The sequence below is a fragment of the Nocardioides sp. LMS-CY genome (assembly GCF_018732145.1).
Taxonomy (GTDB): domain Bacteria; phylum Actinomycetota; class Actinomycetes; order Propionibacteriales; family Nocardioidaceae; genus Nocardioides; species Nocardioides soli.
In genome coordinates, this window is sequence record NZ_CP076104.1 from 3,139,206 (window position 1) to 3,164,398 (window position 25,193).

A 25,193-nucleotide genomic window follows, 5' to 3' on the forward strand; every position below is an offset into this window, starting at 1 on the left:
CTCGCACCCGGCGCGGGTGTTTCCCGCGGGATGGGACGGGTCGCTCAGTCGGAGTCGCTCAGTCGGAGACGTCGATCAGCACCTTGCCGACCACGCCGCCCTCGACCGCGTCGTGCGCCGCGGCGGTCTCGGCCAGCGGGTAGTGGTGCAGCGGCAGGCCGGCGTCGGCACCGACGCGCAGGGCACCGGCCGCCACGGCCGCCCGGACGTCGTCGACCGCGGCCCGGAGCAGGCCTGCGTCGAGCGTGTAGAGGATGAGGAACTGGAAGCGCAGGTTCTTCCCGAACGCCGCGCGCAGCGGCACGGTCATCTCGTCACCGCCGTTGTTGGCGTAGATCGACACCAGCCCGTGCACCTTGACGACGTCGAGATCGAGCGTGACGTTCTGCGCCGGGGCGACCTCGACCGCGATGTCCACGCCGTCGGGCGCCACGGCCGAGATCGCCGCGGCCGGGTCGCCGACGGTGTAGTTCACCGTGTGGTGCGCCCCCGCGGCCACCGCCAGCGCGCCCTTCTCGTCGCTGCTGACGGTCGAGATCACGGTCGCGCCCGACCACCGGGCCAGCTGGATCGCGGCGTTGCCGACCGCTCCCGCTCCCCCGGCCACCAGGACGACGCGACCCTCGAGCGCACCCGGGCCGAGCCGCGCGGGCCCGAACTCCGACCCGGTCAGCGCCCGGTGCGCGGTGACGGCGGGCACGCCGATGCTCGCGCCCAGGTCGAAGTCGGCGCCGTCGGGCAGCGGTACGACGTGCTCGGCCGGCTGCACGGTGTACTCGGCGGCCGTGCCGTGCGCCCGGCCGTGCTGGGCGAGCACCAGCCACACCCGGTCGCCCACCGCCAGCCCGGTGACTCCGGCACCGACCGCGTCGACGACGCCCGCACCGTCCTGGCCGGGCGTCACCTCGTCGTACCCGCTCATCATGCCGGCCCGGAACTTCCAGTCGGTCGGGTTCACCCCGGCCCGGACCACGCGGACCCGCACCTCTCCCGCGCCTGGCTCCGGGCGATCACGCTCGACCAGCTGGAGGACGGACGACGGACCGGTCTCGCGGTAGACGATTGCTCGCATGGCTTCCTCTCCTGGCGCCCCGGGTCGGGCCACCAAGGCAGGTAACCAGACCTCGGGCTGATCCATGCCCAGACGGTCGCCCCAGAAGCCCCAGCAACACCATCGGCCGCCGAAACCCGCGCGACACGCCGTGCCGCCCCGGCGTGTCGTGCGGGTTTCGGCGGCTGACCGGTGAAACCGACAGGGCGCCTAGAGCGCCGCGGCCATCCCCGCGCACGCCCTGAGCCACTCCCGGCGGGTGCCCCGCGACAGCTGCGGATACGGCACCACCGAGCCGGCGACCAGGGCCGGGTCGTAGGGAACCCGGTAGACGCCCCGGGTGCGCTGCTCGTAGACGTCGACCAGGTCGGCGGCGAGCTTGGCGTCCACGGTCGCGGACGGGTCGGAGAGCACCGTCACCGTCTTGTGCTTGAGGTCCTGGTAGCCGGCGTCCTGCAGGGCGTCGAGCATCCACAGCCCGCTGTAGCCGGTGTCCTCGCGCACCGTCGAGGTGACCACGAGCAGGTCGGCGGCGCCGGCGGCGGCGAGCCAGTTCTCGGCGCGCATGTTGTTGCCGGTGTCGACCAGGATCACCCGGTAGAAGCGCTCGAGCAGCTGGTGGACCGCGTCGAAGTCCCGGGCCCGGATTGTGCCGGTCACGTCGGGCCGCTCGTCGGAGGCGAGCACGTCGAAGTGCGCGTCGCCCTGGGAGCGCACGAACGCGCCGAGGTCGCCGATGCGCGACTGGTAGACGTCGGTGAAGCGCTCGAGGTCCTCCAGCAGCTCGCGCGTCGTGTTGCGGTGCGTGCTGCGGGTGCCGCGCATGCCCAGGGTGCCGCGGGTCTCGTTGTTGTCCCAGGCGACGACCCCACCGCCGCGCACGGTGCCGAACGTGAAGCCGGCGACCAGCACCCCGGTCGTCTTGGCCGCGCCGCCCTTGGGGTTGATGAACGCGATCGTGCGCGGGCCGTCGAAGTCGCGCTGGATCGTCCGCCGGTCGTCGACGTACGAGCGCTCCTCCGCTCCCATCCGCGGGTTCACCAGGCCGCCGGTCCAGCGGCGGGTCGTACCCCGCCAGCCCCAGGTCGCCGGGCCGAGGTCCTGCACGGAGTCGCGCCGGTCGAGGAAGTCGGTGGCCGACATGAAGCGCCGCAGCCCCGGCTCCTCGGCCTCCTGGGCCTCCGGCGGGTCCATCGGCGCCCGGTGCGCCGGCGGCGGGCCGGTGGGCGGCGGCGTCGTCGGCCGGGTCACCGGCCGGATCGTCGGACGGGAGGCCGGCAGCGGGTCGGTGAGCGGGTCACCGGCCACGTCCTGCAGGGCGTCGCGGCGCGCGCCCCCGGAGCCCCATGCTTCCTGCGACATCGTTCCTCCTCGATCGGCGGGACGCTCCTGCACAGGCACGTCTTCCCCCAATCCCCCGGGGTCACACGCTCGGGCAGCGAGCTAGCGGGCGAGCTAGCGGGACAGATGCCGGGCCTGGGCCAGCGTGAACAGCCCGAAGCAGGCCAGCCCCACCCCGATCACGCAGAGCAGCGCCGGGCCGAACGGTTGGTCCAGCACCTCGAAGAGCGCCTGGTCGAGACCGCCGGACTTCTTCGCGTCGTGGGTGATCGCGGCGTACCCGAAGAGCCCGCCGACGATCGCGAACGCGACGCCGCGGGCGGTGTACCCGATCTTGCCGAAGGTGAGGTACGCCGTGCCGGTCTTGCCGCTGCGGCCCTCGGCGTCGAGCTTGTCGGCGAACTTCTCCGTCCAGGCGCGGTAGACCTGCACGACGCCGAAGCCGATGATCGCCAACGCCACCAGGCCGACAAGGACCTGGCCGGCGGGCACGCTCATCAACCTCGCGGTCCACGTCTCCTCCCCCTGACCGGACGAGCCGGATCCGATCGCGACCTTGACACCGCTGGCCCCGATGATCACGTAGACGACGGCCTTGCCGGCCGAGACCAGGCGCTTGACGGTGCGCTTGCCGTCCTCCTCGTCGCGGTGGCCGACGGCGGCCTCGAGCAGCTGCCAGGCGGCGAGCAGGAACATGCCCACCGCGACGACCCAGATCAGGACGCCGCCCAGGGGCTGCTGGGCCAGCTCACGGAACGCGCCGCTGCTGGAGGGCTTCCCCTCGCGGTCGCCGAAGGCGAGCTGGACGGAGAGCCACGCGATCAGCAGGTAGACGACGGCGTACGCGACCAGGCCGATGCGGGCGGCGCGGTCGACCCAGTCGCTCTCGTGGGCCGCGCGGGCCCGCTGGCCCACGCTCACGGCGCGCTCCGGGGTGGGCAGGTCGAGGTCGGCCTAGTCGAGGTCGGCCAGTGCGGTCTCGATCGCGCGATGGAAGGTCGGGTAGGCATAGATCATGGTCCTGAGCGTGTCGACGGGGACCTCCGCGTGCACCGCGACGGCCAGGAAGCCGAGGATCTCGCCGCCCGCGGGACCCATCGCCGTCGCTCCGACCAGGACCCCGCGGTCGGCGTCCTCGACGACCTTGATCAGGCCGTGCCCACCCGGGCCGTGCATGAAACCGCGCGAGGACTCCTCCAACTTGGTGATTCCCGTCCGCACCGACAGGCCCGCGTCCCGGGCCCGCTGCTCGGTCATCCCGACACCGCCGACCTCCGGGTCGGTGAACGTCGTGTGCGGGACCGCGTGGTAGCGCGCCGGCGCCCCCTGCTCCCCCACGACGTCGCGCAGCGCGACCACGGACTGGTACATCGAGACGTGGGTGAAGGCCCCCTTGCCGGTCACGTCACCGATCGCCCAGAGGCCGTCCTGGACCCGACACCACTCGTCGACGTCGAGCGTGCGGCTGCCCGGGTCGAGGCCGACGGTGTCGAGTCCGAGATCGTCGAGGTTGGGCGTGCGGCCCGCGGCGACCAGCACCTTGTCGGCGGTCAGGTGCTCGCCGTTGCTGAGGTCGAGGGTGAACGCGCCGTCGGCGTACGCCGCGCGGGTGAGGTCCACGGAGGTCAGCACCCGGATGCCCTCCTCGGCGAAGACCTTCTCGAGCAGCTCGCTCGCCTCGGGCTCGTTGACCTCGAGCAGGCGGGAGCCGTGCTGGACGACGGTGACCCGCACCCCGAAGCGGGCGAACACCTGGGCCAGCTCGCAGCCGATCGGGCCGCCGCCGACCACGACCAGGCTGCCCGGCAGCTCGGCGAGCCGGACGGCGTCGCGGTTGGTCCAGTACGGCGTGTCCGCGAGCCCCTCCACCGGCGGCACCGCCGGCCGGGTGCCGGGGTTCAGCACGACCCCACGGCGCGCGGCGTACGCAACGGTCCCGCCGTCCGCGAGCGCGACCGTGACCTGCTTCGGACCGGTCAGGCGGCCGACACCGTGGTGCACGGTCGCGCCGGCGTCACGGAGGCGGTCGACCGCGATGGTGTCGTCCCAGTGCGTGGTGGCGTCCTCGTCGATGCGCCGGTGCACGACCGACCACGCCGGCGCGATGCTCGCCTCGCCGGCGACCTGCGGCGCCCGCCGCACCTCGGCGACGGTGTCGCTGCCGCGCACCATCATCTTGGTGGGGACGCAGCCGTAGTAGGGACACTCCCCGCCGACGAGGTGCCGATCGACCGCCACCACCTCGAGCCCCGCCTTCGCGGCACCCGCGGCGAGAGCCTCACCGCCCGGGCCGGTACCGATGACGACCAGGTCCACCTCGTGCTGAGTCATGCTCCCAGCATCGCGGGGGCGTCAAGGTGCCTCGGGGTTTCGGCTGTCAGCAGCCGATTCCCGCACGACACGCCGGCGCGACGCGGCGTGTCGTGCGGGTTCCGGCGGTCAGCAGCCGAAACCCGCGCGGGGCTCAGACCAACGACGCCTTGTCGCGCAGCACGCTCCCGAGCACGCCGTTGACGAAGACCGGCGACTCGTCGGTCGACAGCTCGGTGACCAGCGTCATCGCCTCGCTGATCGCCACCGGGTCGGGGACGTCGTCGGCGTACAGCAGCTCCCAGACGCCCAGGCGCAGCACGTTGCGGTCGACCGCCGGCATCCGCTGCAGCGTCCAGCCCTCGGCGTACTGTCCGAGGACCTCGTCGATGCGGGTCCGGTGCTCCTCCACGCCGCGCACCAGGACGGCGGTGTACTCGTTGGTCGGGCCCTCGCCCTCCGCGATGGCGCGGTCGAGCGCCTCGGTCGCCGACTCGCCTCGCAGGTCGGCGGCGAAGAGGACGTCGAGGGCGCGCTTGCGCGCCTTGGTGCGTGCGGCCATCAGGACTTGACGCGGCCCAGGTAGGACGAGTCGCGGGTGTCGACCTTGACCTTCTCGCCCTGGTTGATGAACAGCGGCACCTGGATCTCGTGGCCGGTCTCCAGCGTGGCCGGCTTGGTGCGGCCGGTGGCGGAGTCGCCAGCGAGGCCGGGCTCGGTGAAGGTGATCACCAGCTCGACGGAGGCGGGCATCTCGATGAAGAGGACCCGGCCCTCGTTGGTGGCGACGATCGCCTCCTGGTTCTCGAGCAGGAAGTTCTTCGCGTCACCGACGATCTCGGGCGCGACCTCCAGCTGGTCGTAGGACTGGACGTCCATGAAGACGTACGACGCGCCGTCGTTGTAGAGGTACTGCATCGTGCGCCGGTCGACGGTGGCGGTCTCGACCTTGGTGCCGGCGTTGAAGGTCTTGTCGACGGTCTTGTTGGACTCGACGTTCTTCAGCTTGGTACGCACGAAGGCGGGGCCCTTGCCCGGCTTCACGTGCTGGAACTCCACGACGGACCAGAGCTGGCCGTCGATGTTGAGAACCATGCCGTTCTTGAGGTCGTTCGTCGTTGCCATGCGCAGGTGTCAGCCTTCGTACGTCGGGTGGGTTCGTGGGTGACCACTGGGGCACCAGCGCATGAGTCTATCGGCTGGCCGGGCGCCGGGAGCAATCCGCTACGAGAGCTCCCAGACGATCCGGACGGTCACCGCCGCCTCGTCGCGCCCGGCGCGGATCGGCACCTGCGAGACCCGGTACGCCGAGAGGTCGGCGAGTGCGGCGACCGGAGTCGGCAGCGGCCGCGCCCGTACCTCCCGCACCGTCACGACGTCGCCGAGCGTCTGGCCCAACGCCTCGGCGTACTGCTCCGCCTTGGTCCGCGCCTCCTCGACAGCCGCCGCCCGTGCCTGCGCCATCACCTCGTCGGTGTCGCCGACCAGCAGGCGCAGGTCGGAGACGCGTACGTCGTTGCCCCCAGCCGCGACCGCCGCGCTCACCGCGGCACCGCCCCTCTTGAGCTCGTCCACCAGCACCCGCGCCCGCTGGGCGACCCGGTAGCCGCGCAGTGTCGGCGGATCGGAGGCGTGGTAGTCGTACACCGGGTCCATCGACAGGCCGGTGGTCTGCACGTCGCCCTTCGCGACACCCTGCTCGGCGAGTGCGCCGAGGACCCGCGCCATCGAGGCGTTCGCGGCGTCGAGCGCGTCGGCGAGGTCGGGCCGGGTGACGTTGACCGCCAGGGCGAAGGACAGCTGGTCCGGCACTGCGCTCGCCTCGCCCTTCCCGGTCATGGTCAGCAGGCGGGCCTGCTCCCCCGCCGTCGATCCCGTCGCCCCGTCGTCGGCCGCGTGCGCCGGCGGATCGTCCGAGCCGCCGAGCAGGTACGCCGCGACCAGGGCCACGGCCACCAGCAGGGCGATCAGGAGGGTGCGGATGCTGACGGTGACGGAGGAGCGGTCCATGAAGAGTCGGACGCGCCCACCCCACCCCCGGTTCCCCCGGTTCAGTCGGGAGTGCTGACGGTTGAGTCGGGAGTTCTGGACACCGCGCCGGCCGGAACTCCCGACTCATGTGGTCGGAAGGTACGACTCAACATCGGGCGAGGCGCTCCAGGGCCAGGCGGTAGCCGTCGATGCCGTGGCCGGCGATCACCTCGATGGCGTACGGCGTGACCACGGACGTGTGCCGGAACTCCTCGGGGCGCTGGTGCGGGTTCGAGATGTGCACCTCCACCAGCGGGGCGACGAGCTGGGCGCAGGCGTCGTAGATGGCGTACGAGTAGTGGGTCCAGGCGGCGGCGTTGAGCACGACCGGGGTGGCGTCGTCGGCGGCGGCGTTGAGCCAGTCGAGCATCTCGCCCTCGTGGTTCGTCTGGCGCACCTCGACGTCGAGGCCGAGCTCACGCCCCCACCCGACGCACAGCTCCGCGAGCTCCGCGTGGGTGGTGCTGCCATAGATCTCCGGCTGCCGGCGGCCGAGCCGGCCGAGGTTGGGTCCGTTGAGGACCAGCGCCTTCGTCACGAGCCACCCCCGATCGCGGCGTACGCCGCCCGCAGCAGCTCGCGGTCGGGGCCGGCGAGTACGGCGGGGCGCGCGAGGTCGTGGAGCACCACCAGCCGGAGCTGGTTGCCGCGGGCCTTCTTGTCGACCGCCATGTGCGCGTGCAGCGTGTCGAACGACGCGCCGTCGTACGTCGTGGGCAGCCCGACCCGCCCGAACGCCGCGCGGTGCCGCTCGACGAGGTCGGGGTCCAGCAGCCCGGCCCGGGCGGCGACCTCGGCGACGAACACGCAGCCGATCGCGACGGCCTCGCCGTGCCGGATCGCGTAGTCCTCGCTGCGCTCGATGGCGTGGGCGAGCGTGTGCCCGTAGTTGAGCACCTCGCGGCCGGGGTGCCCGTCGACGCCGCCGGTCTCCTTCAGGTCGGCCGCGACCACCTCGGCCTTGACCCGGATCGCCCGCTCGACCAGCTCGCGCAGCTGCGGGGAGTCGGCGGTCAGGTCGGCCGGGTCGGTCGCCTCGACGACCTCGAGGATCGCGGGGTCGGCGATGAAGCCGCACTTGACGACCTCCCCGAGACCCGCGACCAGCTCGGGGCGCGGCAGCGTGGCGAGCGTCGCGAGGTCACACAGCACGCCGGCGGGCTCGTGGAAGGAGCCGACGAGGTTCTTGCCGGCTCCGGTGTTGATGCCGGTCTTGCCGCCCACCGCCGCGTCGACCATCGCCAGCAGCGTGGTGGGCACGTGCACGACCCGCACCCCGCGCAGCCAGGTGGCGGCCACGAACCCGCCCAGGTCGGTGGTCGCTCCGCCGCCGTAGGTGACGACGACGTCGGAGCGGGTGAAGCCGGCGGCACCCAGCGCCTCCCAGCACTGCGCCGCCACCGTCGCGGTCTTGGCCGCCTCGCCGTCCGGCAGCGGCAGGTCGAGCACGTCGTACGACGTGCCGAGCGCGGCCATCAGCGGGTCGGCGGGCAGGCTCGCCGGGTGGATCACCGCCACCCGGGCCACCCCGTCGCCGAGCAGCCCCGGCAGCCGGTCGAGCACGGCGTGGCCGACGACGACGTCGTATGGCGCGGGCCCGGCGACCCGGATGACCGTGGCGCTCATGCGTCACCGCCGATCCGAGCGGCGGTGAGCAGGCAACCGAATGCCGCCCCCGAACGGTTGCTGACGCACCGCCGGGCCGCGGCCGCGCCGGGCCGCGGTGAGCAGGCAACCGAATGCCCCTCCCGAACGGTTGCTGACGCACCGCCGCCCGGCAGCCGCACCGCGCTCATGCCGTGGCCGCCAGCGCGGTGACGATCTCGTCGGCGATCTCGTCGGGTGCCCGGCCGTCGGTCTCGACCGCGAGCGTCGCGACCGACTCGTAGATCGGGGTGCGCTCGTCGAGGAGCGCCTTGATCCGGCCGCGGACGTTGCCGAGCAGCAGCGGCCGCGACGTGCCGAGCCCGACCCGCTTCACGGACTCCGAGAGCCCGACCCGCAGGAAGACCACGTCGTGGCCGGCGAGCAGGTCGCGGGTCGCGGGGTCGAGGACCGCCCCGCCGCCGACGGCGAGCACGCCCTCGTGGGTGGAGAGCGCGGCCGCGACCGCGGTGCGCTCGAGCTCGCGGAAGGCGGCCTCGCCGGAGTCGACGAAGATCTCGGAGATCGGTCGGCCCTCGGCGGCCTCGACGTCGTGGTCGGTGTCGCGCACCGTCATGCCGAGTCGCTCGGCGACCAGGCGGGCGATGGTGGTCTTGCCCGCGCCCATCGGGCCGATCAGCACGATCATCCGCGGCTCATCGGTAGCGCAGGGAGTCGAGGTACGACTCGGCGTTGCGTCGGGTCTCGGCCACCGAGTCGCCGCCGAACTTCTCCAGCACCGCTTCGGCGAGCACCAGCGCGACCATCGCCTCGGCGACGATGCCGGCGGCCGGGACCGCGCAGACGTCGGAGCGCTGGTGGTGCGCCACGGCCTCCTCGCCGGTGGCGACGTCGACGGTGCGCAGCGCCCGCGGCACGGTGGCGATCGGCTTCATCGCGGCCCGGACCCGGAGGATCTCGCCGGTGGTCATGCCGCCCTCGGTGCCACCGGAGCGGCCGCTGACCCGGCGGATGCCCTCGGGGGTCGGCACGATCTCGTCGTGGGCGAGGGAGCCCGGCGTCGCCGCCAGCTCGAAGCCGTCGCCGACCTCGACGCCCTTGATCGCCTGGATGCCCATCAGCGCCCCGGCCAGCCGCGCGTCGAGGCGGCGGTCCCAGTGCACGTGCGAGCCGAGGCCGGGCGGCAGGCCGTGCACGACGACCTCGACGACGCCGCCGAGGGTGTCGCCGTCCTTGTGCGCCTGGTCGATGCGCTCGACCATCAGCTTGCTGGTGTCGGCGTCGAGGCAACGCACCGGGTCGTCGTCGAGGCGGGCGACGTCGTCCGGCGCCGGCCAGGCGCCCGCCGGCGCCCGGACGCCGCCGAGCTCGATCACGTGCGAGACGACCCGTGCGCCCACGGCCTGCTCCAGGAAGTTGCTGGCCACCCGGCCGAGCGCGACCCGGGCCGCGGTCTCGCGCGCGGAGGCGCGCTCGAGGATCGGTCGGGCATCGTCGAAGTCGTACTTCTGCATGCCGACCAGGTCGGCGTGGCCCGGCCGCGGCCGGGTGAGCGGCGCGTTGCGGGCCAGCGCGTCGAGCTCCGCGGGGTCGACCGGGTCGGCCGACATCACCTTCTCCCACTTGGGCCACTCGGTGTTGCCGACCTCGAGGGCGACCGGGCCGCCCTGGGTCTCGCCGTGGCGCACGCCGCCGACGAAGGTGACCTCGTCGCGCTCGAACTTCATCCGCGCGCCGCGGCCGTAGCCCAGCCGGCGCCGCGCGAGGGCGTCGGCGATGTCGTCGGAGGTCACCCGGACGTGGGCGGGCAGCCCCTCCAGGATCGCGACCAGGGAGGGGCCGTGGGACTCACCCGCGGTCAGCCAGCGCAGCATGGGACCAGTGTTTCACGGTCGGTACGCCGAGCGACGCCGGTCACCCACCGACGAGATGGGACCACACCGGATCGCCGAGCGTCACGCCCCCGAGCGCCCCGACCAGCAGGAACGGGCCGAACGGCAGCGGCGTGCGCAACGCACCCCGGTCGCGGCGTACCAGCGCCCGCACCACACCGAGCAGGGCGAACACGAGGAAGGCGCCGTAGACACCCACCACCAGCTCCGCCCAGCCCAGGTAGCCCAGCGCGAAGCCGACCAGCGCGGACAGCCGGACGTCGCCGTACCCCATCCCCGCCGGGTAGACCCACCAGAGCGCGTGGAAGCACACGAACACGATGAGGCCTCCGACGGCGGCACGCACGAGGGCGTCGCCGTCGCCGTCGAGCAGCGCCGCGACGACCGCCAGCAGAGCGGTCGCACCCAGCGTCGGCCAGATGACCCGGGTCGGCAGCAGATGGGTGTGCAGGTCCACGACTCCGAGCGCGACCGCGACCGGCACCAGCGGCAGCAGGTAGAGCAGCGGCCAGACCAGGCCGAGCGACGCGCCGACCAGCCCGCCGGCGGCCGCAGACACCAGCGCCGCCCGCCAGGCCAACCCCGGCCGAGCCGCCACCGGGGTGTAGCGCGGGGGGTCGTCGGGCGCCGCCGAGGCGGGCTCGGGGATGCGCGAGATCAGGGCGGGTACGCCGAGGCCGGCCACGCCGCAGACGACCGCGCCGAGCGCGGCGGCCACGACGTCGGTGTTCATGCCGACTGCCTCGCCGCGAGCTCCGCCTCGCCGGCCGCGCGCATCGCCGCCAGGGGCGCCGGCACCCCGGTGAACATCTCGAACTGGAGCACCGCCTGGTGCACCAGCAGGTCGAGCCCCGAGACCAGCACCCGTCCGTGCGCGGCGATCGCGAGCGGCGTCGGCCACGGGTCGTAGAGCACCTCGAAGACCACGGGTACGTCGCCGGCGCGGTCGAGCAGGGCCGGATCCTGCGCCTCCGCCGGGATGGTGGAGACCACCACCTCGCCCTCGACCTTCCCGTCGGCGAGGGGGCCGACCTCGACCGCAGGGGCCGACGGGTGTGCGGCGATCGCCGTGGCGGTGGCCGCCGCACGATCCGCGCTGCGGGCCAGCAGCCGCACCCGGCGCGCTCCGAGGTCGCACATCGCGAGCCCGGTCGAGGCGGCGGTGGCTCCCCCACCGAGCACGGTCACCGTGGCGACCGGTCCGTCGTACCGCTCCCGCACGGCCGCCGCCGCACCCGGCAGGTCGGTGTTGTCGGCGAGCACCGGCACGCCTCGTTCGAGCAGCAGGGTGTTGGCGCCGCTCGCGAGCCGGGCCCGGTCGGTCACCCGCGGCGCCTGCTCGAGGGCGACCCGCTTGAGCGGCATCGTCAGCGACAGCCCCCGCCAGTCCGCGTCGAGGCCGGCCAGGAACCCACTCAGTCCCTCCTCGTCGACCCGGACCGCGTCGTAGCTGGCGTCCTCGAGGCCCGCGGCGGCGTACCCGGCCCGGTGCAGGACGGGTGAGAGCGAGTGGGCGATCGGGTCCCCCAGGACGGCGCAGCGCATCGGTCGCTCCCGCTCAGCACCGGTCGGACTGCGTCTCGCAGTAGTCGCGGAGCTCCTGCTTGTAGCTTAGGAACTGGTCGTAGGACTCCGCGAACTTGGTCTCGCCGGTCTTCAGGTTGACCGTCACGTAGAAGAACCACGGCCCGTCCGCCGGGTGCGATGCGGCCTCGATGGCGTCGTCGCCCGGCGCCTCGATCGGGGTCGGCGGCAGGCCCTTCTGGGTGTAGGTGTTGTACGGCGAGTCCGCGACCGAGTCGATCTCGGCCTGGGTCAGCACGGCGATCGTCGGCTTGCCCAGGGCGTAGTTGACCGACGCGTCGATCTGCAGGAAGCCCGCACTCGGGTTCGGCTCGATCTCGAGCCGGTTGTAGATGACCCGCGCGATCTTCGGCATGTCGTCGCCGCGTCCCTCGGCCTGGACCAGGCTGGCGATCGTCATCAGCTCCTGCGGCGTGTACCCCAGGTCGGCGGCCGCGGTCTCGAGGTCGGCGTCCTCGGCGGCCTGCTTCCAGCGGTCGACCATGTCGGTGAGCATCGACTCGGGCGACGCGTCCAGGCCGAAGTCGTAGGTGGCCGGGAAGAGGTAGCCCTCGGGGTTGCCCCCCGCGTAGTCGGGCAGCCCGAGGCGGTCGGGGTCGTCGAGGACCTTCTGGAAGTCCTTCTTCGAGTAGTCCGTCTGCTTGGCGAGGATCGCGACGATGTCCACCACGCGCAGGCCCTCGGGAATGGTGACGGTGGCCTTCACCATGTTCGAGGGGTCCACGAGGATCTCGACGACGTCCGCGGCGGCCATCTCCTTCTTCAGCGGGAAGTAGCCCGCCTGGATGCCGCTCGACTCCGGGTTGGCGTTGGCGGCGTCGATGAACGCCTCGACGGAGGCGACGACGCCCTCGGCCTTGAGGTTGCGACCCATCGCCGTGGCGGTGTCGCCGGAGTGCACCTGGAAGGTCACCTCGCCCGAGCCCGGACCGGGGTAGTCGTCGGCCGAGGAGAACTGGTCGCCGACCTTGTCGAGGCCCCAGGTGACGACGTAGTAGAACCCGCCGACGACCACGGCCAGGGCCACGAGCACGGCGAGGCAGCCCGGCACGCTGCGGCGCCGGCGCGGGCCGCGGCGGCGGCCGGGCTCGTACGTCGTGCCGTGGTCCGTGCCCTCGGCGTCCTGGCCACCCAGCAGCGGCGCGGAGTCGTGGTCCGCGTCGTACTCGTCGCTCATCGGTGTTCCAGCGGCTTCGTGGGGTGGTTCATCGGGTCTCCTCGAGGATCTCGCCCGGCGCGACCCCCGTCGAGCGCTCGGTGTCCAGTGCGTGCTGCAGGATGAGGACGGCGGCTGCCTGGTCGACGACCGCGCGCCGCTTGCCCCCCTTGCGGCCCTGGTCGCGCAGCATAGCCTCCGCGGAAACCGTGGTCATGCGCTCGTCGACGAGCCGCACCGGCACCGGCGCTACCCGCCGCGCCAGCGAGGCGGCGAACTCGCGCACCTTCGCCGCGGCCGGCCCCTCACCGCCCGAGAGCGACCGGGGCAGCCCCACGACGACCTCCAGGACCGTCGCCTCTTCCTGCTCGCCGGCCAGGATCCGCGCGATCCGAGCCAGGTCGCCCTTGCCGCGGCGCACGGTCTCGACCGGGCTCGCGAGGAACCCGGAGGGATCGCTGCGCGCGACGCCGATCCGGGCGTCTCCGGGATCGATGCCGAGGCGTACGCCGTGACGCATCAGACGGTCTCAGCCCGCCGCGACCCGGCCGACCTCGGCGGTCACGACCGCCAGGGCCTCGTCGATGCGCGAGGCGTCGGTGCCGCCGCCCTGCGCCACGTCGGCCTTGCCGCCGCCCTTGCCGCCGACCAGCGGGCCGACCGCGCGGACCAGGTCGTTGGCGCTGAGGCCGCGGGCCTGTGCCGCGTCGTTGAGCGCCGCGACCACGGAGACCTTCCCGTCGGCGGCGCCGATCACGACCACCACGCCCGGCTCGCCCTGCGGCAACCGGCCGCGGATGTCGAGCGCCAGCGTGCGCACGTCGCCGCCGCTCGCGCCGTCGGCACGGTGGGCGACCAGGTTGACCGGGCCGACCTTCGCGGCGCCTGCGGCGAGCTCGCCCCCGGCCGCGAGCAGCTGGCCCAGACGGACCTTCTCGATCTCCTTCTCGGCCGCGCGCAGCCGCTCGACCAGGTCGCTGACCCGCGGCACGAGGTCGTCGGGCTGGGTCTTCAGCAGGCCGGTGAGCTGGCTGACGAGGTCGCGCTCGCGCGCCAGGTAGGCGAAGCCCTCGACCCCGGTGAACGCCTCGATGCGGCGGTTGCCCGAGCCGACCGACGACTCGCCGGTGACCACGATCGTGCCGATCTGCGACGAGTGCTCGACGTGCGTGCCGCCGCACAGCTCCCGCGACCACGGGCCGCCGATCTCGACCACGCGCACCTTCTGGTCGTCGTAGGTCTCGCCGAAGAGCGCGATCGCGCCCCAGTCCTTGGCCTCGGGCAGGGTCATGTACTGCCAGCCGACCGGCAGGTCGGCCCGCAGCGCCTGGTTGGAGACCTGCTCGATGTCGCGCACCTGCTCGGCCGAGAGGCCGGTGGTCCAGCCGAAGTCGAGGCGCAGGTAGCCGGGCCGGTTATAGGAGCCGGACTGCAGCGCGGAAGGGCCGAGCACCTCGCGCAGCGCGGCGTGCACGACGTGCGTGCCCGAGTGGGCCTGGCGCGCGCCGGTGCGCCACTCGGGGTCGACGCGGGCGTGCAGCACGTGCCGCGGGTTCAGCTCGCCGTCGACGACGCGCACCTGGTGGACGACGAGGCCACGCACCGGGCGCTGGACGTCGAGCACCTCGAGGCGGCCGCCGTCGAACTCGATCGTCCCGGCGTCGGCGGCCTGACCGCCCGACTCGGCGTAGAACGGCGTGCGGTCGAGCACGAGCTCCCCGACCTGTCCCGCGGCCAGCGAGGGCACCGCGATGCCCTCCGCGAAGAGCCCGAGCGTCTTCGACTCGGTCTCGAGCGTCTCGTAGGCCAGCCACTCGGTCGGGCCGTACTCGTCGAGCACCGCCCGGTAGACGCCGGTGTCGGCGTGCTGGCCGCGCTTGGCGCGCGCGTCGGCCTTGGCCCGCTCGCGCTGCTCGGCCATCAGCGACCGGAAGCCCTGCTCGTCGACGGTGAGACCGGCCTCGGAGGCCATCTCGAGCGTGAGGTCGATCGGGAACCCGTAGGTGTCGTGGAGCGAGAACGCCTTGTCCCCGGACAGCACGGTGGCCCCGGACGACCGCACCTCGGTGGCCGCCAGATCGAAGATCTGGGTGCCGGCCTGGAGCGTCTTGCGGAAGGCGTCCTCCTCGGCGAAGGCGACCCGCGCGATCCGGTCCCAGTCCTTGTGGAGGTCCGTGTAGGTCTCCCCCATCTTGTCGCGGCTGATCGGCAGCAGCTCGGGCAGCGCGGGGTCCTCGTACCCGAGCAGCCGCATCGAGCGCACCGCGCGGCGCAGCAGCCGGCGCAGCACGTAGCCGCGCGCCTCGTTGCCGGGCGTCACGCCGTCGGCGATCAGCATCATCGAGCTGCGCACGTGGTCGGCGACCACCCGGAAACGCACGTCGTCACCATGGTCGGCGCCGTAACGACGGCCGGTCAGCTGCTCGGCCTTCTCGATCACCGGGAACATGACGTCGATCTCGTACATGTTCTCCCGACCCTGGAGCAGGAACGCCACGCGCTCGAGCCCCATGCCGGTGTCGATGTTCTTCTTCGGCAGCGATCCGGCGATGTCGAAGTCCTCCTTGGACCGCACCGCGCTCAGCTCGTCCTGCATGAAGACGAGGTTCCAGATCTCCAGGAGCCGGTCCTCGAGCGCGACCGGCATGTCGGGGCCGAGCGCCGTCGGGTCGAAGTCCGGTCCGTACCCCGGGCCGCGGTCGTAGAGGATCTCGGAGCACGGGCCGCCCGGGCCGGGCACGCCCATCGACCAGTAGTTCTCCTTCTTGCCCAGGCGCAGGATCCGCTCCTCGGGCAGGCCGGTGACCTTCTTCCAGAGGTCCAGCGCCTCCCGGTCGTCGGCGTACACGCTGGGGTAGAGACGGCTCTCCTCCAGACCCCAGCCGCCGTCGGCGAGCGGCTTGGTGACCAGCTCCCAGGCGAGCTCGATCGCGCCCTCCTTGAAGTAGTCACCGAAGGAGAAGTTGCCGCACATCTCGAAGAAGGTGCCGTGCCGGGTGGTCTTGCCGACGTCCTCGATGTCGGGTGTGCGCACGCACTTCTGCACGCTGGTGGCCCGCGGGTACGGCGGGGTCTCCTGACCCAGGAAGTAGGGCTTGAACGGCACCATGCCGGCGTTGACGAAGAGCAGGTTCGGGTCGTCCAACAGCAGCGAGGCGGACGGGACCGGGGTGTGTGCCCCCACGGTGTCGTTGTACTCGAAGTGAGCCACGAACCGGCGGCGGATCTCCGCGGTGTCCATCAGTTGTTGCCTTCCTGCTTCTCAGTGGTGCTGTCGGTGGCGATCGCCTTGTGGCGGCCTCCGGTGAGCTCGGGGGTTCCATGAGGAACGAGACCGAGCCGCTCCCGCAACTCCGATTCCTTGTCGGCCCGGCCCTGGGCGACCTCGTCGCGGAACAGCCGCGCGCCGACCTCCAGCGCGCCGATCCGGTCCTTGAGCCCGTCGACGGTGAGGGCCTCCGCCGCACGCCGACCCCGGACCATCACGTAGACGGCGGTGCCGGCTCCGGCGACGAACCAGAGCCCGCGCTTCATGCGGCGGAGCCCTCTTCGCCGAGGTCGGCCCGCTGGCGGGCCGCCCACTCGCGACGGGCCTCCCGGGTGTCCGCCTTGCGCTGCTTGCGCGCCCGCTTGACCTCGCGCTTCATCTCGAACCGGATCCGGTGCCGGGTCTCGGGGTCCAGCGCCCGGCGTACGCCGTGGGCCAGCGAAGCGGCCTTGACCACGGTCTCGCGCAGCACCAGGTCGGCGAACAGGGCGGACTCGACCTTCGGGGCCGGCTCCTCCGCTCGGGCCTGCTCGTGGCCGAGGTCGGTGATCACGAACGACGCCTCGGACGCCACGGTCGGCTGCCCCACCCGGCGCTCCAGGGCGGCGAGCTGGTCGCGCAGGGCGGCCGTCTCGGCACGCGACCGCTCGAGCGCCCGGTCGGTACGTGCCCGGGTCCGCACCAGCGCGACCGACAGCACCAGCGCGACCAGCGCCAACACCCCGGCCACCGCGGGCACGATCCAGTCCTGCATGGTCCCCGACCCTATCGCGCAGGGGCCGACACGGTGGTTGAGGTGCGAGGCGCGCCAGCGCCGAGCCTCGAAACCACCGCCCCCGCGCACCTGCCGCACTCGAGGCTGCCTCCCGGCTCACCGGGTTTCGAGGCTCCTCCGCTCGTCCCTCGCTCCGGAGCACCTCAACCACCGTCACTCCCCGCGGATCAGGCGGCGGACCCGCTCCCAGCGCTCCTTGATGCCGGCCTCGGCGCCGAGCGAGGTCGGCTGGTAGTACTCGCGGTCGAGGACGACGTCGGGGGCGTACTGCTGCTCCGCGATCCCGAAGGGCTCGTCGTGGCTGTACTTGTACTCCACCCGTTCCCTCACGGTCCCTGAGGAGCCGAGGGACGAGGCGTCTCGAAGGGTTTTGGCCCCGGCGTAGTGCGCGTCGCGCAGGTGCGGCGGCACCTGGCCGATCTTCCCGGCGCGCACGTCGGCGAGCGCGGCACCGATCGCGGTGGTCACGGCGTTCGACTTCGGCGCCACCGCCAGCGCGATCGTCGCGTGGGCCAGCGTGAGCTGGGCCTCCGGCATGCCGATCAGCTGCACGGTCTGGGCGGCCGCGACCGCGGTCTGCAGGGCCGTCGCGTCGGCCAGCCCGACGTCCTCCGAGGCGAGGATCATCAGCCGCCGGGCGATGAAGCGCGGGTCCTCCCCCGCCTCGATCATCCGGGCCAGGTAGTGCAAGGCGGCGTCGGCGTCGGAGCCGCGCACCGACTTGATGAACGCGCTGACCACGTCGTAGTGCTGGTCGCCCTGGCGGTCGTAGCGCACCGCCGCCCGGTCGACCGCGGTCTCCGCGGTGGCGAGGTCGACGGTGTCGCGACCCTGGGCGACCGCCGACCCCGACGCCGCCTCGAGGTAGGTCAGCGAACGTCGTGCGTCGCCTCCCGCGAGCCGCACCAGGTGCTCGAGTGCCTCCTCCTCGACCGTCACCGTGCCCGCGAGCCCGCGCTCGTCGACGATCGCCTGCTGCAGCACGGCGCGTACGTCGTCGTCGGTCAGGGACTCGAGCCGCAGCAGCAGGCTGCGCGAGAGCAGGGGCGAGATCACGCTGAAGAACGGGTTCTCGGTGGTGGCGGCGATCAGGGTCACCCAGCGGTTCTCGACGCCGGGCAGCAGGGCGTCCTGCTGCGCCTTGGAGAAGCGGTGCACCTCGTCGACGAAGAGGACCGTCTCGCGACCACCGGCGACGAGCTCGGCACGAGCGGCGTCGATCGCCGCGCGGACCTCCTTCACGCCCGCCGAGACGGCGGACACCTCCACGAAGCGCCGGTCGGTCTGCTGGCTGACGATCGCCGCGATCGTGGTCTTGCCGGTGCCGGGCGGCCCCCACAGCAGCAGCGACATCGACTGGTCGCCCTCGACCAGGCGGCGCAGGGGCGCGCCCGGGGCGCGCAGCTGCTCCTGACCGACCAGCTCCTCCAGCGTGCGCGGCCGCATCCGCACCGCCAGCGGTGCCGACGCGTGCGTGTTCGCGTTCAGCGAGCCGCCCCCGGTGCGCCCACTGACGGTTGCCGCGGAACCGGGGGCGTCGAAGAGTCCTTCGTCCACGCCGTCAGCGTACGAGTCGCGCCGAGGCGTCAGGCAGAGGCCATCGTCTTGCGCTCGAGGTCGTACCACGTGTCGGAGTAGCCGGGCTCGTTGCCGGCCACCGTCGTCGGGGTCGCCCCGGGGTCCGGCGCGCCGGTGTCGTCGACACCGAGCAGCGGAGCGGTCACCGGCCGGTCCGGGTGGTGGCCCAGCTCGCCGGCGAAGTGGCAGGCGACCTTGTGGCGCTTGCCGATCTGCAGCAGCGGCGGCTCGACCCGGGCGCAGATCTCCTGCGCGATCGGGCACCGGGTGCGGAACCGGCAGCCGGACGGCGGGTTGATCGGGCTCGGGACGTCGCCCTCGAGCCGGATGCGCTCGCGGCGACCGCCGATCGCGGCCTGCTTCACGTCGGGCACGGCGGAGAGCAGCGCCTGCGTGTAGGGGTGGTTGGGCCGGTTGTAGAGCGTGTCCCGGTCCGCGATCTCGACGATCTTGCCGAGGTACATCACCGCGATCTCCGGGCAGAAGTGCCGGACCACGGCCAGGTCGTGCGCCACGAAGACGAACGCGATGTTGAACTCGCGCTGGACGTCCTGGAGCAGGTTGATGACCTGCGCCTGGATCGACACGTCGAGCGCCGAGACCGGCTCGTCGGCGACGAGCAGCTTCGGCTGCAGGGTGAGTGCCCGGGCGATGCCGATGCGCTGGCGCTGGCCGCCGGAGAACTCGTGCGGGTAGCGGTTGTAGTGCTCGGGGTTGAGGCCGACGATCTCCAGCAGCTCCTGGACCCGCGGGAGGATCTTGTTCCTCGGCAGCACCTTGTGGATGGCCAGGGGCGCGCCGATGATCGCGCCGACCGAGTGCCGGGGGTTCAGCGAGGTGTACGGGTCCTGGAAGATCATCTGGACCTCGCGGCGCAGCGGCTTGAGCTGACGCGTGCTGATCCTCGAGATGTCTCGCCCGTCGAAGGTGATCGTGCCACTGGTCGGCTCGTAGAGCCGAGTGACCATCCGACCGGTCGTGGACTTGCCGCAGCCCGACTCGCCCACCAGGCCGAGGGCACCGCCCTCGGGCACCTGGAAGGAGACCCCGTCGACCGCCTGCACGTGGCCGATCGTGCGCCGGATGATGCCCGACGACTTCACGGGGAAGTACATCTTCAGGTCGCGGACCTCGAGGATCGGCTTGGCGTTCGGGTCCGCCACCGACGCCGCGTGACCCTCGATCGGCGCGACGAAGTCGATCTCGTCCTGGTCGACAGGGTCCTCGGTGCGCGAGATCGGGTCGTCCTGCGGCAGGAAGTTGGCGGTGGCGGGCAGGGGGGTCAGCTTGTCGTCGCCGCGCTTGTTGTTCATGCCTGCTTCTCCTCCACCAGCTCCGGCGCGATCTCCGGCAGGATCTCTTGTTCGTACACGACGTCCGGGTTGGCGAGGTGGCAGCGCTTGAGGTGCGTCTCGGTCCGGGTCCCGGGCGCCAGCTCGGGCAGGGTCGTGACGCACAGGTCGCCGGGGACCTTGTCCCGATGCGCGCAGCGGGGGTGGAACGCACACCCGCTCGGCGGGTTGAGCAGCGACGGCGGGTTGCCCGGGATCGGGATCAGCCGCGCCTCAGTGTCGCCGGTGACGTCCGGGACGCTCGAGAGCAGGCCCCAGGTGTACGGCATCTCCGGGTGGGTGAGGATCTCGTTGCCCGAGCCGTACTCGACGGCGCGGCCGGCGTACATCACCAGCACGTCGTCGGCCATCTCGGCGATCACGCCGAGGTCGTGGGTGATGATGATGACCGCGGACTCGAACTCCTTCTGGAGGTCCTGGAGCAGGTCGAGGATCTGCGCCTGCACGGTCACGTCCAGCGCGGTGGTCGGCTCGTCGGCGATGAGCAGACTGGGGTTGTTGATCAGCCCCATCGCGATCATCGCGCGCTGGCGCATGCCGCCGGAGAACTGGTGGGGGTAGTCGTCCACCCGCCGGTCGGGCTGCGGGATGCCGACCCGGTCGAGCATCTCGACCGCGCGCGCCTTCGCGACCTTCTTGCTCACGTTGTGGTGGACCCGGTAGGCCTCGGCGACCTGGTTGCCCACGGTGTAGTAGGGGTGCATCGCCGAGAGCGGGTCCTGGAAGATCATCGCGACGTCCTTGCCGCGCCGGCGTCGCATCTGCTCGTCGGAGAGCTTGAGCAGGTCGGTGCCGTCGAGCAGGATCTCGCCACTCACCATCGCGCTGGTCTTGCGGTGCAGGCCGAGGATCGCCGAGCTCGACACCGACTTGCCCGAGCCGGACTCGCCGACGATGCCGAGCGTCTTGCCCTTCTCGAGGTCGAAGGACAGCCCGTCGGTCGCCTTCACGATGCCGTCGACCGTCGGGAAGTGCACCTTCAGGTCACGAACGCTTAGGAATGCCACTGCGGGTCCCCCCTCAGCCCACGCGCACGCGGGGGTCGATGACGGCGTACAGCACGTCCACGATGATGTTGGCCGCGATCACGAAGGTACCGAGCAGCAGCACGAGGCCGATGATCGTCGGCAGGTCGTTGGTCAGCGTGGCGTCGTAGGCCAGCTTGCCGAGGCCGTTGTAGTTGAAGACCGTCTCGGTGATGATCGCGCCGCCCATCAGGCCGGCGAAGTCCAGGCCGATCAGGGTCACGAGCGGGGTCAGCGCCGCGCGCATCGTGTGCTTCACCATCACCCGCGGCGAGCGCAGGCCCTTGGCCCGGGCGGTGCGGACGTAGTCCTCGGTCATCGACTCCAGCACGAAGGCGCGGGTCATCCGCACGTAGCCGGCCATGTAGAGCACGGCCAGGGTGATCGCCGGGAGCAACAGCGAGGACAACCAGCCGCCGACTCCCCCCTCGGCGATCGGCGTATAGACCGGCACGTCCACCAGCTGCCACTTGATCGCGATGAACTTGAGCAGGAAGAGACCGATGAAGAACGCCGGGAACGCGTAGAGGACGAGGGCCACCGCCACGATTCCGCGGTCGATGACCGTGCCTCTTCGGATCGCGGCTATGACGCCGAACAGCACGCCGAAGAAGAGCCAGAGCACCAGCGCCGCGATCGAGATCGACAGCGAGACCGGGAAGGCCTCCTTGATCTCCTCGTTGACGGTCTTGGTGTTGACGACCGAGTAGCCGAAGCAGGGAGCGGGGCAGTGCGTCACGAGCTCGGGCGCGGCGGCGCGCAGCTCGGGGTCGTCGGGGTAGTCGCGGCCCTGGACGACGCCCTTGAGGAAGTCGGTCCACTGCACGACGACGGGCTTGTCGTATCCGAGTGCCTTGCGGGTCTGCTCGCGCAGCTCCGGGGAGCAGTTCTTCCCGCATGCGTACCGTGCCGGGTCGATCGGCGAGGCGAAGAACAGGACGAACGTCACCAGGCTCATCGCGATCAGCATGATCACACCGACGAACAGGCGTCGGATGACATAGGCGTACATCGGGGGACCACCTCGGACTGGTCAAGAACTGGGCTGGCGAAATCGGGGTCGGCACGGCGGTGCTGAACCCAGCATGCACCCTGGACGGGGTGGAGGGTGAGGACCTCTTTTGATGAGGCCCTCACCCCCGAGCCGGGCGGCCACAGCAGGTGCGGCCGCCCGGCGAGGTGTTGCGGTTCTACTCCTGGATCAGGACGACACGCCGATGGCACCCAGGTCGGGGTACATCGCGCTGGCCGGGGTGTTGGTGTACCCGGTCACCTTCGAGCCGTAGAGGAAGTAGAACTTCGTGATCTCGAGCGGGATGTAGGCGACGTCCTGGCCGAGGACGATGTCCGCCTGCTGCAGCGCAGCGGTCTGGTCCTCCAGCGAGGCGGCGTTCTGCGCCTCGTCGACCAGGCCGTTGAACTCGTCGCTCTGGTAGGCGCCGTAGTCCTGACCGTCGGAGTTCTGGGTCAGGTTGATCCGGCTGTCGAACAGCGGCGGGGTCACGGTGATGGCGGACGGCCAGTCGGCACCCCAGCCACCCCAGATCACGTCGCTCTCCTTGTTGGGCTTCTGGATGACGTCGTAGTAGGTGTCACCCAGGCCGTCGAGGGTCGTGTCGAAGCCGGCCTCGTCCCAGGTCTCCTTCAGCGCGGCGGCCTGCTTGTCGGCGGTCTCCGTGCTCGGGTAGGTGAAGGTGAGCGGGTACGGCATCTGGACGCCCGCCTCCTCGAGGAGCTTCTTCGCAGCGGCCGGGTCGCCCTCCTGCGGGCCCGAGAACGCCGGGTTGTCCTGGTAGCCGACCACAGCCGGGTTCACGATGGACTCGGCGGGACCGTAGGCCTTCTCGCCACCGCCGGCGTTGATCCACGCCGTCGCGTTCGTCGCGACCTTGAGGGCCTCGCGGACCTTCGGGTCGGACAGCTTGCGGAAGTTCGGGACCAGGTAGTCGACGAACGGCGAGTCGACCAGCACGGAGCGGTCGGCGACCGCGCCCTCGATCTGGTTGTAGTACGCCGGCGGGACGCGCTGCGCGGTGACGGCGGTCTGCGCGTCACCGGTGTCGGCGATCAGCTGGTCGTAGATCGTCTCGGTGGTCTGGCCGATGTTGAAGACGATCTTGTCCGGCAGCGCCCGGCGGATGTTCTCCGGGTCGTCGGTCGCCGCGTCGTAGTTCTCGTTCTTGACGAACGTCGCGCCCTTGTTCTTGCTCCAGGTGCCCTCGAGCTTGTAGGGGCCGTTGGAGAAGATCTGGAAGTTGGACTTGTCGCCCTGGTCCTTGTCCTGGCGGTACGGGTCCATCATGTGCAGCGCCGCCACGGCGAGCGGGAAGTCCGGCCACGGCTGCTTGAAGTTGTACGTGATGGTGTTGCCGTCGCAGGTGATGGCCTTGTCGAACAGCTCCTGGCCGTCACCCTTGTAGGGACCGTTGTAGGCCGGCAGACCGGTCTTCTTGTCAGTCGGGATGTCCAGGTAGCTCAGCAGGTAGTTCGGACCACCCGTGATCACGTCGGTCGCGAAGACCCGCGAGGCGCCGTACTTGAAGTCCTCACACGTGATCGGCTGGCCGTCCTCCCACTTCACGCCGTCCTTGATCGTGAAGGACCAGACCTTGCCACCGTCCTCGGAGGTTCCGGTGTCGGTCGCCAGGTCGGCGACCGGGGTGTTGGAGACCTCGGGGTCGGTGGAGATCGGGAACGTCACCAGCTGGCGGTAGACCGTCCGGCTGAAGTTGGTGATGTCGCGACCCACGTAGATCCGCTGCGGGTCGACGTGCTCGATCGGGGCGTAGATGAGGTAGTTGAGAGTGCCACCGGCCTCTGCGGCACCGGCGTCGCCGCTGGGGTTGTCGGAGCTTCCTCCATCACTGTCACCACCGCACGCCGCCAGGCCGGCAGCGAGAGCGATCGCAGCGGAGGCAGCAAACACCCGCTTTCGATACTTGAACATTACTTCTCCTTGAGTGTGTGTCGCGCCTGGAGCGGCGGCACCTTCGACGACGCCATGCCGTCGAAAACTGGGGAGACGGACCTCAACGGTTCGTCTTCGGGTCGAGAGCGTCGCGGAGACCATCGCCGAGCAGGTTGAAGCTCACGACGATGATCATGATCAGGAAGGCCGGTGTGAAGAAGAAGACGAAGTCGGCCGACGAGTAGTTGATCGAGCTGCGCAGCACGTTGCCGAGCGTCGGCGTCGGTGGCTTGATGCCGACGTTGAGGTAGCTCAGCGCGGCCTCGGCCGAGATGTAGGCGGGCATCGTCAGCGTGAACACGACGAGCAGCGGCGCCCACAGGTTCGGCAGGATCTCCTTGAAGTAGAGCCGGCGCCGCGAGGCGCCCAGCAGCACGGCGGCGTCGACGAACTCGCGCTCGCGCACCGACAGCACCTGTCCGCGGATGATCCGGGCGACGCCCGGCCAGCCGAACAGCGCCAGCACGAAGACGACGTAGGCGCCGTTGGGCAGCGGGTCGGAGAACGTGCCGGGGAGGATGTCAGCCATCAGCTGGATGCCGATGCTGGAGAGCGCCAGCAGCATCAGCGTCGCGGGGAAGGACAGGGTCAGGTCGATCGCCCGGCCGATGAACGAGTCGACCCAGCCGCCGGTGAAGCCGGCGATGATGCCGAGCACCGCTCCGACGCAGATGGAGATCAGGGTCGCGGAGAGGGCGATGGCCAGCGAGAAGGTCAGGCCGTACCAGACCCGGGAGAGCACGTCGCGGCCGGTCTGGGGCTCCACGCCGAGCGGGTGGTCCCAGCTGATGCCGCCGAGCTTGCCGGTCGGCAGGCCACCCGAGGCCGGGTCGGTGAGCTCCTGGTGGAAGGTGGTCGGGTCCAGCACGCCCATCTTCACGAGGAACGGCGCCGAGATCGCGGCGAGGATGTAGAGGGCCACCACGACGAAGGCGATCATGGACAGCTTGTCGCGACGGAAGCGACCGATCGCGAGCCGGGTCGGCGACTTGCCGGCGAGCTTCGAGACATCACCTTCGGGGGCGCCGGAGGGGTCCGGCAGCTGCTCGCTCTCCAGGTTGGAGGCCTGAACGGTCATGGCACCTCTGTCTTCTCGGTTGTGCTCGGCGTCGTGCTTCCGCCCGGGGTCGCGGACGGTTCGCGGCTCGACGACCGCAGCGACTCTATGTGACGCACCAGCAACATCGGGTCTTCAGCGTGTAACGATCTGGTCTCGACCCGTTCACGCACACGTCCGCCGGATCGGGCCTCTTGCGC

The 25,193-nt window shown here is 71.5% G+C and carries 24 protein-coding genes; all 24 read right to left on the reverse strand.

What is annotated here, in order from left to right; translation table 11 throughout:
* Window positions 1-58: 58 nt before the first annotated feature.
* Window positions 59-1,072 (reverse strand): NADPH:quinone reductase, encoded by a 1,014-nt coding sequence (locus KM427_RS15035; RefSeq protein ID WP_215524380.1) that lies wholly within the window; start codon window positions 1,070-1,072, stop codon window positions 59-61.
* A 189-nt stretch (window positions 1,073-1,261) separates the two neighbouring features.
* The gene (locus tag KM427_RS15040) at window positions 1,262-2,413 is read right to left on the reverse strand and encodes a MinD/ParA family ATP-binding protein (RefSeq protein WP_215524381.1); all 1,152 of its coding nucleotides are present in this window, start codon (window positions 2,411-2,413) and stop codon (window positions 1,262-1,264) included.
* A 93-nt stretch (window positions 2,414-2,506) separates the two neighbouring features.
* Window positions 2,507-3,313 (reverse strand): DUF1206 domain-containing protein, encoded by an 807-nt coding sequence (locus KM427_RS15045; protein ID WP_215524382.1) that lies wholly within the window; start codon window positions 3,311-3,313, stop codon window positions 2,507-2,509.
* Between the two features lie 33 nt (window positions 3,314-3,346).
* Window positions 3,347-4,723 carry a dihydrolipoyl dehydrogenase family protein gene (locus KM427_RS15050; RefSeq protein WP_215524383.1) on the reverse strand — a complete coding sequence of 459 codons (1,377 nt, stop codon included), beginning with the start codon at window positions 4,721-4,723 and terminating at the stop codon, window positions 3,347-3,349.
* A 133-nt stretch (window positions 4,724-4,856) separates the two neighbouring features.
* Complete coding sequence (gene nusB, locus KM427_RS15055) at window positions 4,857-5,264, reverse strand: transcription antitermination factor NusB (protein WP_215524384.1); 408 nt, start codon at window positions 5,262-5,264, stop codon at window positions 4,857-4,859.
* Window positions 5,264-5,827, reverse strand: coding sequence for an elongation factor P (gene efp / locus KM427_RS15060; protein ID WP_183594264.1), 564 nt, complete (start codon window positions 5,825-5,827; stop codon window positions 5,264-5,266). The genes nusB and efp overlap by 1 nt, the downstream gene beginning before the upstream one ends.
* A gap of 99 nt (window positions 5,828-5,926) precedes the next feature.
* On the reverse strand, window positions 5,927-6,712 hold the full coding sequence (locus tag KM427_RS15065) for an SIMPL domain-containing protein (protein WP_215524385.1): 786 nt from the start codon (window positions 6,710-6,712) through the stop codon (window positions 5,927-5,929).
* Window positions 6,713-6,839: 127 nt separating this feature from the next.
* Window positions 6,840-7,271, reverse strand: a complete 432-nt coding sequence (locus KM427_RS15070) for a type II 3-dehydroquinate dehydratase (RefSeq protein ID WP_215524386.1) — start codon at window positions 7,269-7,271, stop codon at window positions 6,840-6,842.
* Window positions 7,268-8,359, reverse strand: a complete 1,092-nt coding sequence (gene aroB, locus KM427_RS15075) for a 3-dehydroquinate synthase (RefSeq protein ID WP_215524387.1) — start codon at window positions 8,357-8,359, stop codon at window positions 7,268-7,270. Before aroB ends, KM427_RS15070 begins: the two co-directional genes overlap by 4 nt.
* Before the next feature lie 166 nt (window positions 8,360-8,525).
* On the reverse strand, window positions 8,526-9,026 hold the full coding sequence (locus KM427_RS15080; protein ID WP_215524388.1) for a shikimate kinase: 501 nt from the start codon (window positions 9,024-9,026) through the stop codon (window positions 8,526-8,528).
* Between the two features lie 7 nt (window positions 9,027-9,033).
* Window positions 9,034-10,212: a chorismate synthase gene (gene aroC / locus KM427_RS15085; RefSeq protein WP_215524389.1), complete on the reverse strand. Its 1,179-nt coding sequence runs from the start codon at window positions 10,210-10,212 to the stop codon at window positions 9,034-9,036.
* Window positions 10,213-10,252: 40 nt separating this feature from the next.
* Window positions 10,253-10,963 carry a prepilin peptidase gene (locus KM427_RS15090; RefSeq protein ID WP_215524390.1) on the reverse strand — a complete coding sequence of 237 codons (711 nt, stop codon included), beginning with the start codon at window positions 10,961-10,963 and terminating at the stop codon, window positions 10,253-10,255.
* On the reverse strand, window positions 10,960-11,775 hold the full coding sequence (locus KM427_RS15095) for a shikimate dehydrogenase (protein ID WP_215524391.1): 816 nt from the start codon (window positions 11,773-11,775) through the stop codon (window positions 10,960-10,962). The genes KM427_RS15090 and KM427_RS15095 overlap by 4 nt, the downstream gene beginning before the upstream one ends.
* A gap of 13 nt (window positions 11,776-11,788) precedes the next feature.
* Window positions 11,789-12,991, reverse strand: a complete 1,203-nt coding sequence (gene mltG, locus KM427_RS15100) for an endolytic transglycosylase MltG (protein ID WP_215524392.1) — start codon at window positions 12,989-12,991, stop codon at window positions 11,789-11,791.
* 28 nt (window positions 12,992-13,019) lie between these two features.
* The gene (gene ruvX, locus KM427_RS15105; RefSeq protein ID WP_183594256.1) at window positions 13,020-13,490 is read right to left on the reverse strand and encodes a Holliday junction resolvase RuvX; all 471 of its coding nucleotides are present in this window, start codon (window positions 13,488-13,490) and stop codon (window positions 13,020-13,022) included.
* Window positions 13,491-13,499: 9 nt separating this feature from the next.
* On the reverse strand, window positions 13,500-16,211 hold the full coding sequence (gene alaS, locus KM427_RS15110; RefSeq protein ID WP_215524393.1) for an alanine--tRNA ligase: 2,712 nt from the start codon (window positions 16,209-16,211) through the stop codon (window positions 13,500-13,502).
* Entirely contained in the window at window positions 16,211-16,504 is a 294-nt protein-coding gene (locus KM427_RS15115) for a DUF6167 family protein (RefSeq protein ID WP_215524394.1), read from the reverse strand. The genes alaS and KM427_RS15115 overlap by 1 nt, the downstream gene beginning before the upstream one ends.
* A complete protein-coding gene (locus KM427_RS15120; RefSeq protein ID WP_215524395.1) occupies window positions 16,501-16,992 on the reverse strand; it encodes a hypothetical protein in 492 nt (163 codons plus the stop codon). The genes KM427_RS15115 and KM427_RS15120 overlap by 4 nt, the downstream gene beginning before the upstream one ends.
* Before the next feature lie 174 nt (window positions 16,993-17,166).
* Window positions 17,167-18,570 carry a replication-associated recombination protein A gene (locus tag KM427_RS15125; protein WP_215524396.1) on the reverse strand — a complete coding sequence of 468 codons (1,404 nt, stop codon included), beginning with the start codon at window positions 18,568-18,570 and terminating at the stop codon, window positions 17,167-17,169.
* Between the two features lie 29 nt (window positions 18,571-18,599).
* Window positions 18,600-19,904: an ABC transporter ATP-binding protein gene (locus tag KM427_RS15130; protein WP_215524397.1), complete on the reverse strand. Its 1,305-nt coding sequence runs from the start codon at window positions 19,902-19,904 to the stop codon at window positions 18,600-18,602.
* On the reverse strand, window positions 19,901-20,920 hold the full coding sequence (locus KM427_RS15135) for an ABC transporter ATP-binding protein (protein WP_343057965.1): 1,020 nt from the start codon (window positions 20,918-20,920) through the stop codon (window positions 19,901-19,903). The genes KM427_RS15130 and KM427_RS15135 overlap by 4 nt, the downstream gene beginning before the upstream one ends.
* Before the next feature lie 43 nt (window positions 20,921-20,963).
* The gene (locus tag KM427_RS15140) at window positions 20,964-21,980 is read right to left on the reverse strand and encodes an ABC transporter permease (protein WP_183594249.1); all 1,017 of its coding nucleotides are present in this window, start codon (window positions 21,978-21,980) and stop codon (window positions 20,964-20,966) included.
* A 189-nt stretch (window positions 21,981-22,169) separates the two neighbouring features.
* Window positions 22,170-23,915: an ABC transporter substrate-binding protein gene (locus tag KM427_RS15145; RefSeq protein ID WP_215524398.1), complete on the reverse strand. Its 1,746-nt coding sequence runs from the start codon at window positions 23,913-23,915 to the stop codon at window positions 22,170-22,172.
* A gap of 82 nt (window positions 23,916-23,997) precedes the next feature.
* Window positions 23,998-25,014 carry an ABC transporter permease gene (locus KM427_RS15150; protein ID WP_183594248.1) on the reverse strand — a complete coding sequence of 339 codons (1,017 nt, stop codon included), beginning with the start codon at window positions 25,012-25,014 and terminating at the stop codon, window positions 23,998-24,000.
* Between the last annotated feature and the right edge of the window lie 179 nt (window positions 25,015-25,193).

Bases quoted from the DNA above. Each gene is read 5' to 3' on its own strand.
- KM427_RS15035 (WP_215524380.1), bottom strand. From the start codon at position 1,072: ATGCGAGCAATCGTCTACCGCGAGACCGGTCCGTCGTCCGTCCTCCAG.
- KM427_RS15040 (WP_215524381.1), bottom strand. From the start codon at position 2,413: ATGTCGCAGGAAGCATGGGGCTCCGGGGGCGCGCGCCGCGACGCCCTG.
- KM427_RS15050 (WP_215524383.1), bottom strand. From the start codon at position 4,723: ATGACTCAGCACGAGGTGGACCTGGTCGTCATCGGTACCGGCCCGGGC.
- nusB (WP_215524384.1), bottom strand. From the start codon at position 5,264: ATGGCCGCACGCACCAAGGCGCGCAAGCGCGCCCTCGACGTCCTCTTC.
- efp (WP_183594264.1), bottom strand. From the start codon at position 5,827: ATGGCAACGACGAACGACCTCAAGAACGGCATGGTTCTCAACATCGAC.
- KM427_RS15065 (WP_215524385.1), bottom strand. From the start codon at position 6,712: ATGGACCGCTCCTCCGTCACCGTCAGCATCCGCACCCTCCTGATCGCC.
- aroB (WP_215524387.1), bottom strand. From the start codon at position 8,359: ATGAGCGCCACGGTCATCCGGGTCGCCGGGCCCGCGCCATACGACGTC.
- KM427_RS15080 (WP_215524388.1), bottom strand. From the start codon at position 9,026: ATGATCGTGCTGATCGGCCCGATGGGCGCGGGCAAGACCACCATCGCC.
- aroC (WP_215524389.1), bottom strand. From the start codon at position 10,212: ATGCTGCGCTGGCTGACCGCGGGTGAGTCCCACGGCCCCTCCCTGGTC.
- KM427_RS15090 (WP_215524390.1), bottom strand. From the start codon at position 10,963: ATGAACACCGACGTCGTGGCCGCCGCGCTCGGCGCGGTCGTCTGCGGC.
- KM427_RS15095 (WP_215524391.1), bottom strand. From the start codon at position 11,775: ATGCGCTGCGCCGTCCTGGGGGACCCGATCGCCCACTCGCTCTCACCC.
- mltG (WP_215524392.1), bottom strand. From the start codon at position 12,991: ATGAGCGACGAGTACGACGCGGACCACGACTCCGCGCCGCTGCTGGGT.
- ruvX (WP_183594256.1), bottom strand. From the start codon at position 13,490: ATGCGTCACGGCGTACGCCTCGGCATCGATCCCGGAGACGCCCGGATC.
- alaS (WP_215524393.1), bottom strand. From the start codon at position 16,211: ATGGACACCGCGGAGATCCGCCGCCGGTTCGTGGCTCACTTCGAGTAC.
- KM427_RS15115 (WP_215524394.1), bottom strand. From the start codon at position 16,504: ATGAAGCGCGGGCTCTGGTTCGTCGCCGGAGCCGGCACCGCCGTCTAC.
- KM427_RS15120 (WP_215524395.1), bottom strand. From the start codon at position 16,992: ATGCAGGACTGGATCGTGCCCGCGGTGGCCGGGGTGTTGGCGCTGGTC.
- KM427_RS15130 (WP_215524397.1), bottom strand. From the start codon at position 19,904: ATGAACAACAAGCGCGGCGACGACAAGCTGACCCCCCTGCCCGCCACC.
- KM427_RS15140 (WP_183594249.1), bottom strand. From the start codon at position 21,980: ATGTACGCCTATGTCATCCGACGCCTGTTCGTCGGTGTGATCATGCTG.
- KM427_RS15145 (WP_215524398.1), bottom strand. From the start codon at position 23,915: ATGTTCAAGTATCGAAAGCGGGTGTTTGCTGCCTCCGCTGCGATCGCT.
- KM427_RS15150 (WP_183594248.1), bottom strand. From the start codon at position 25,014: ATGACCGTTCAGGCCTCCAACCTGGAGAGCGAGCAGCTGCCGGACCCC.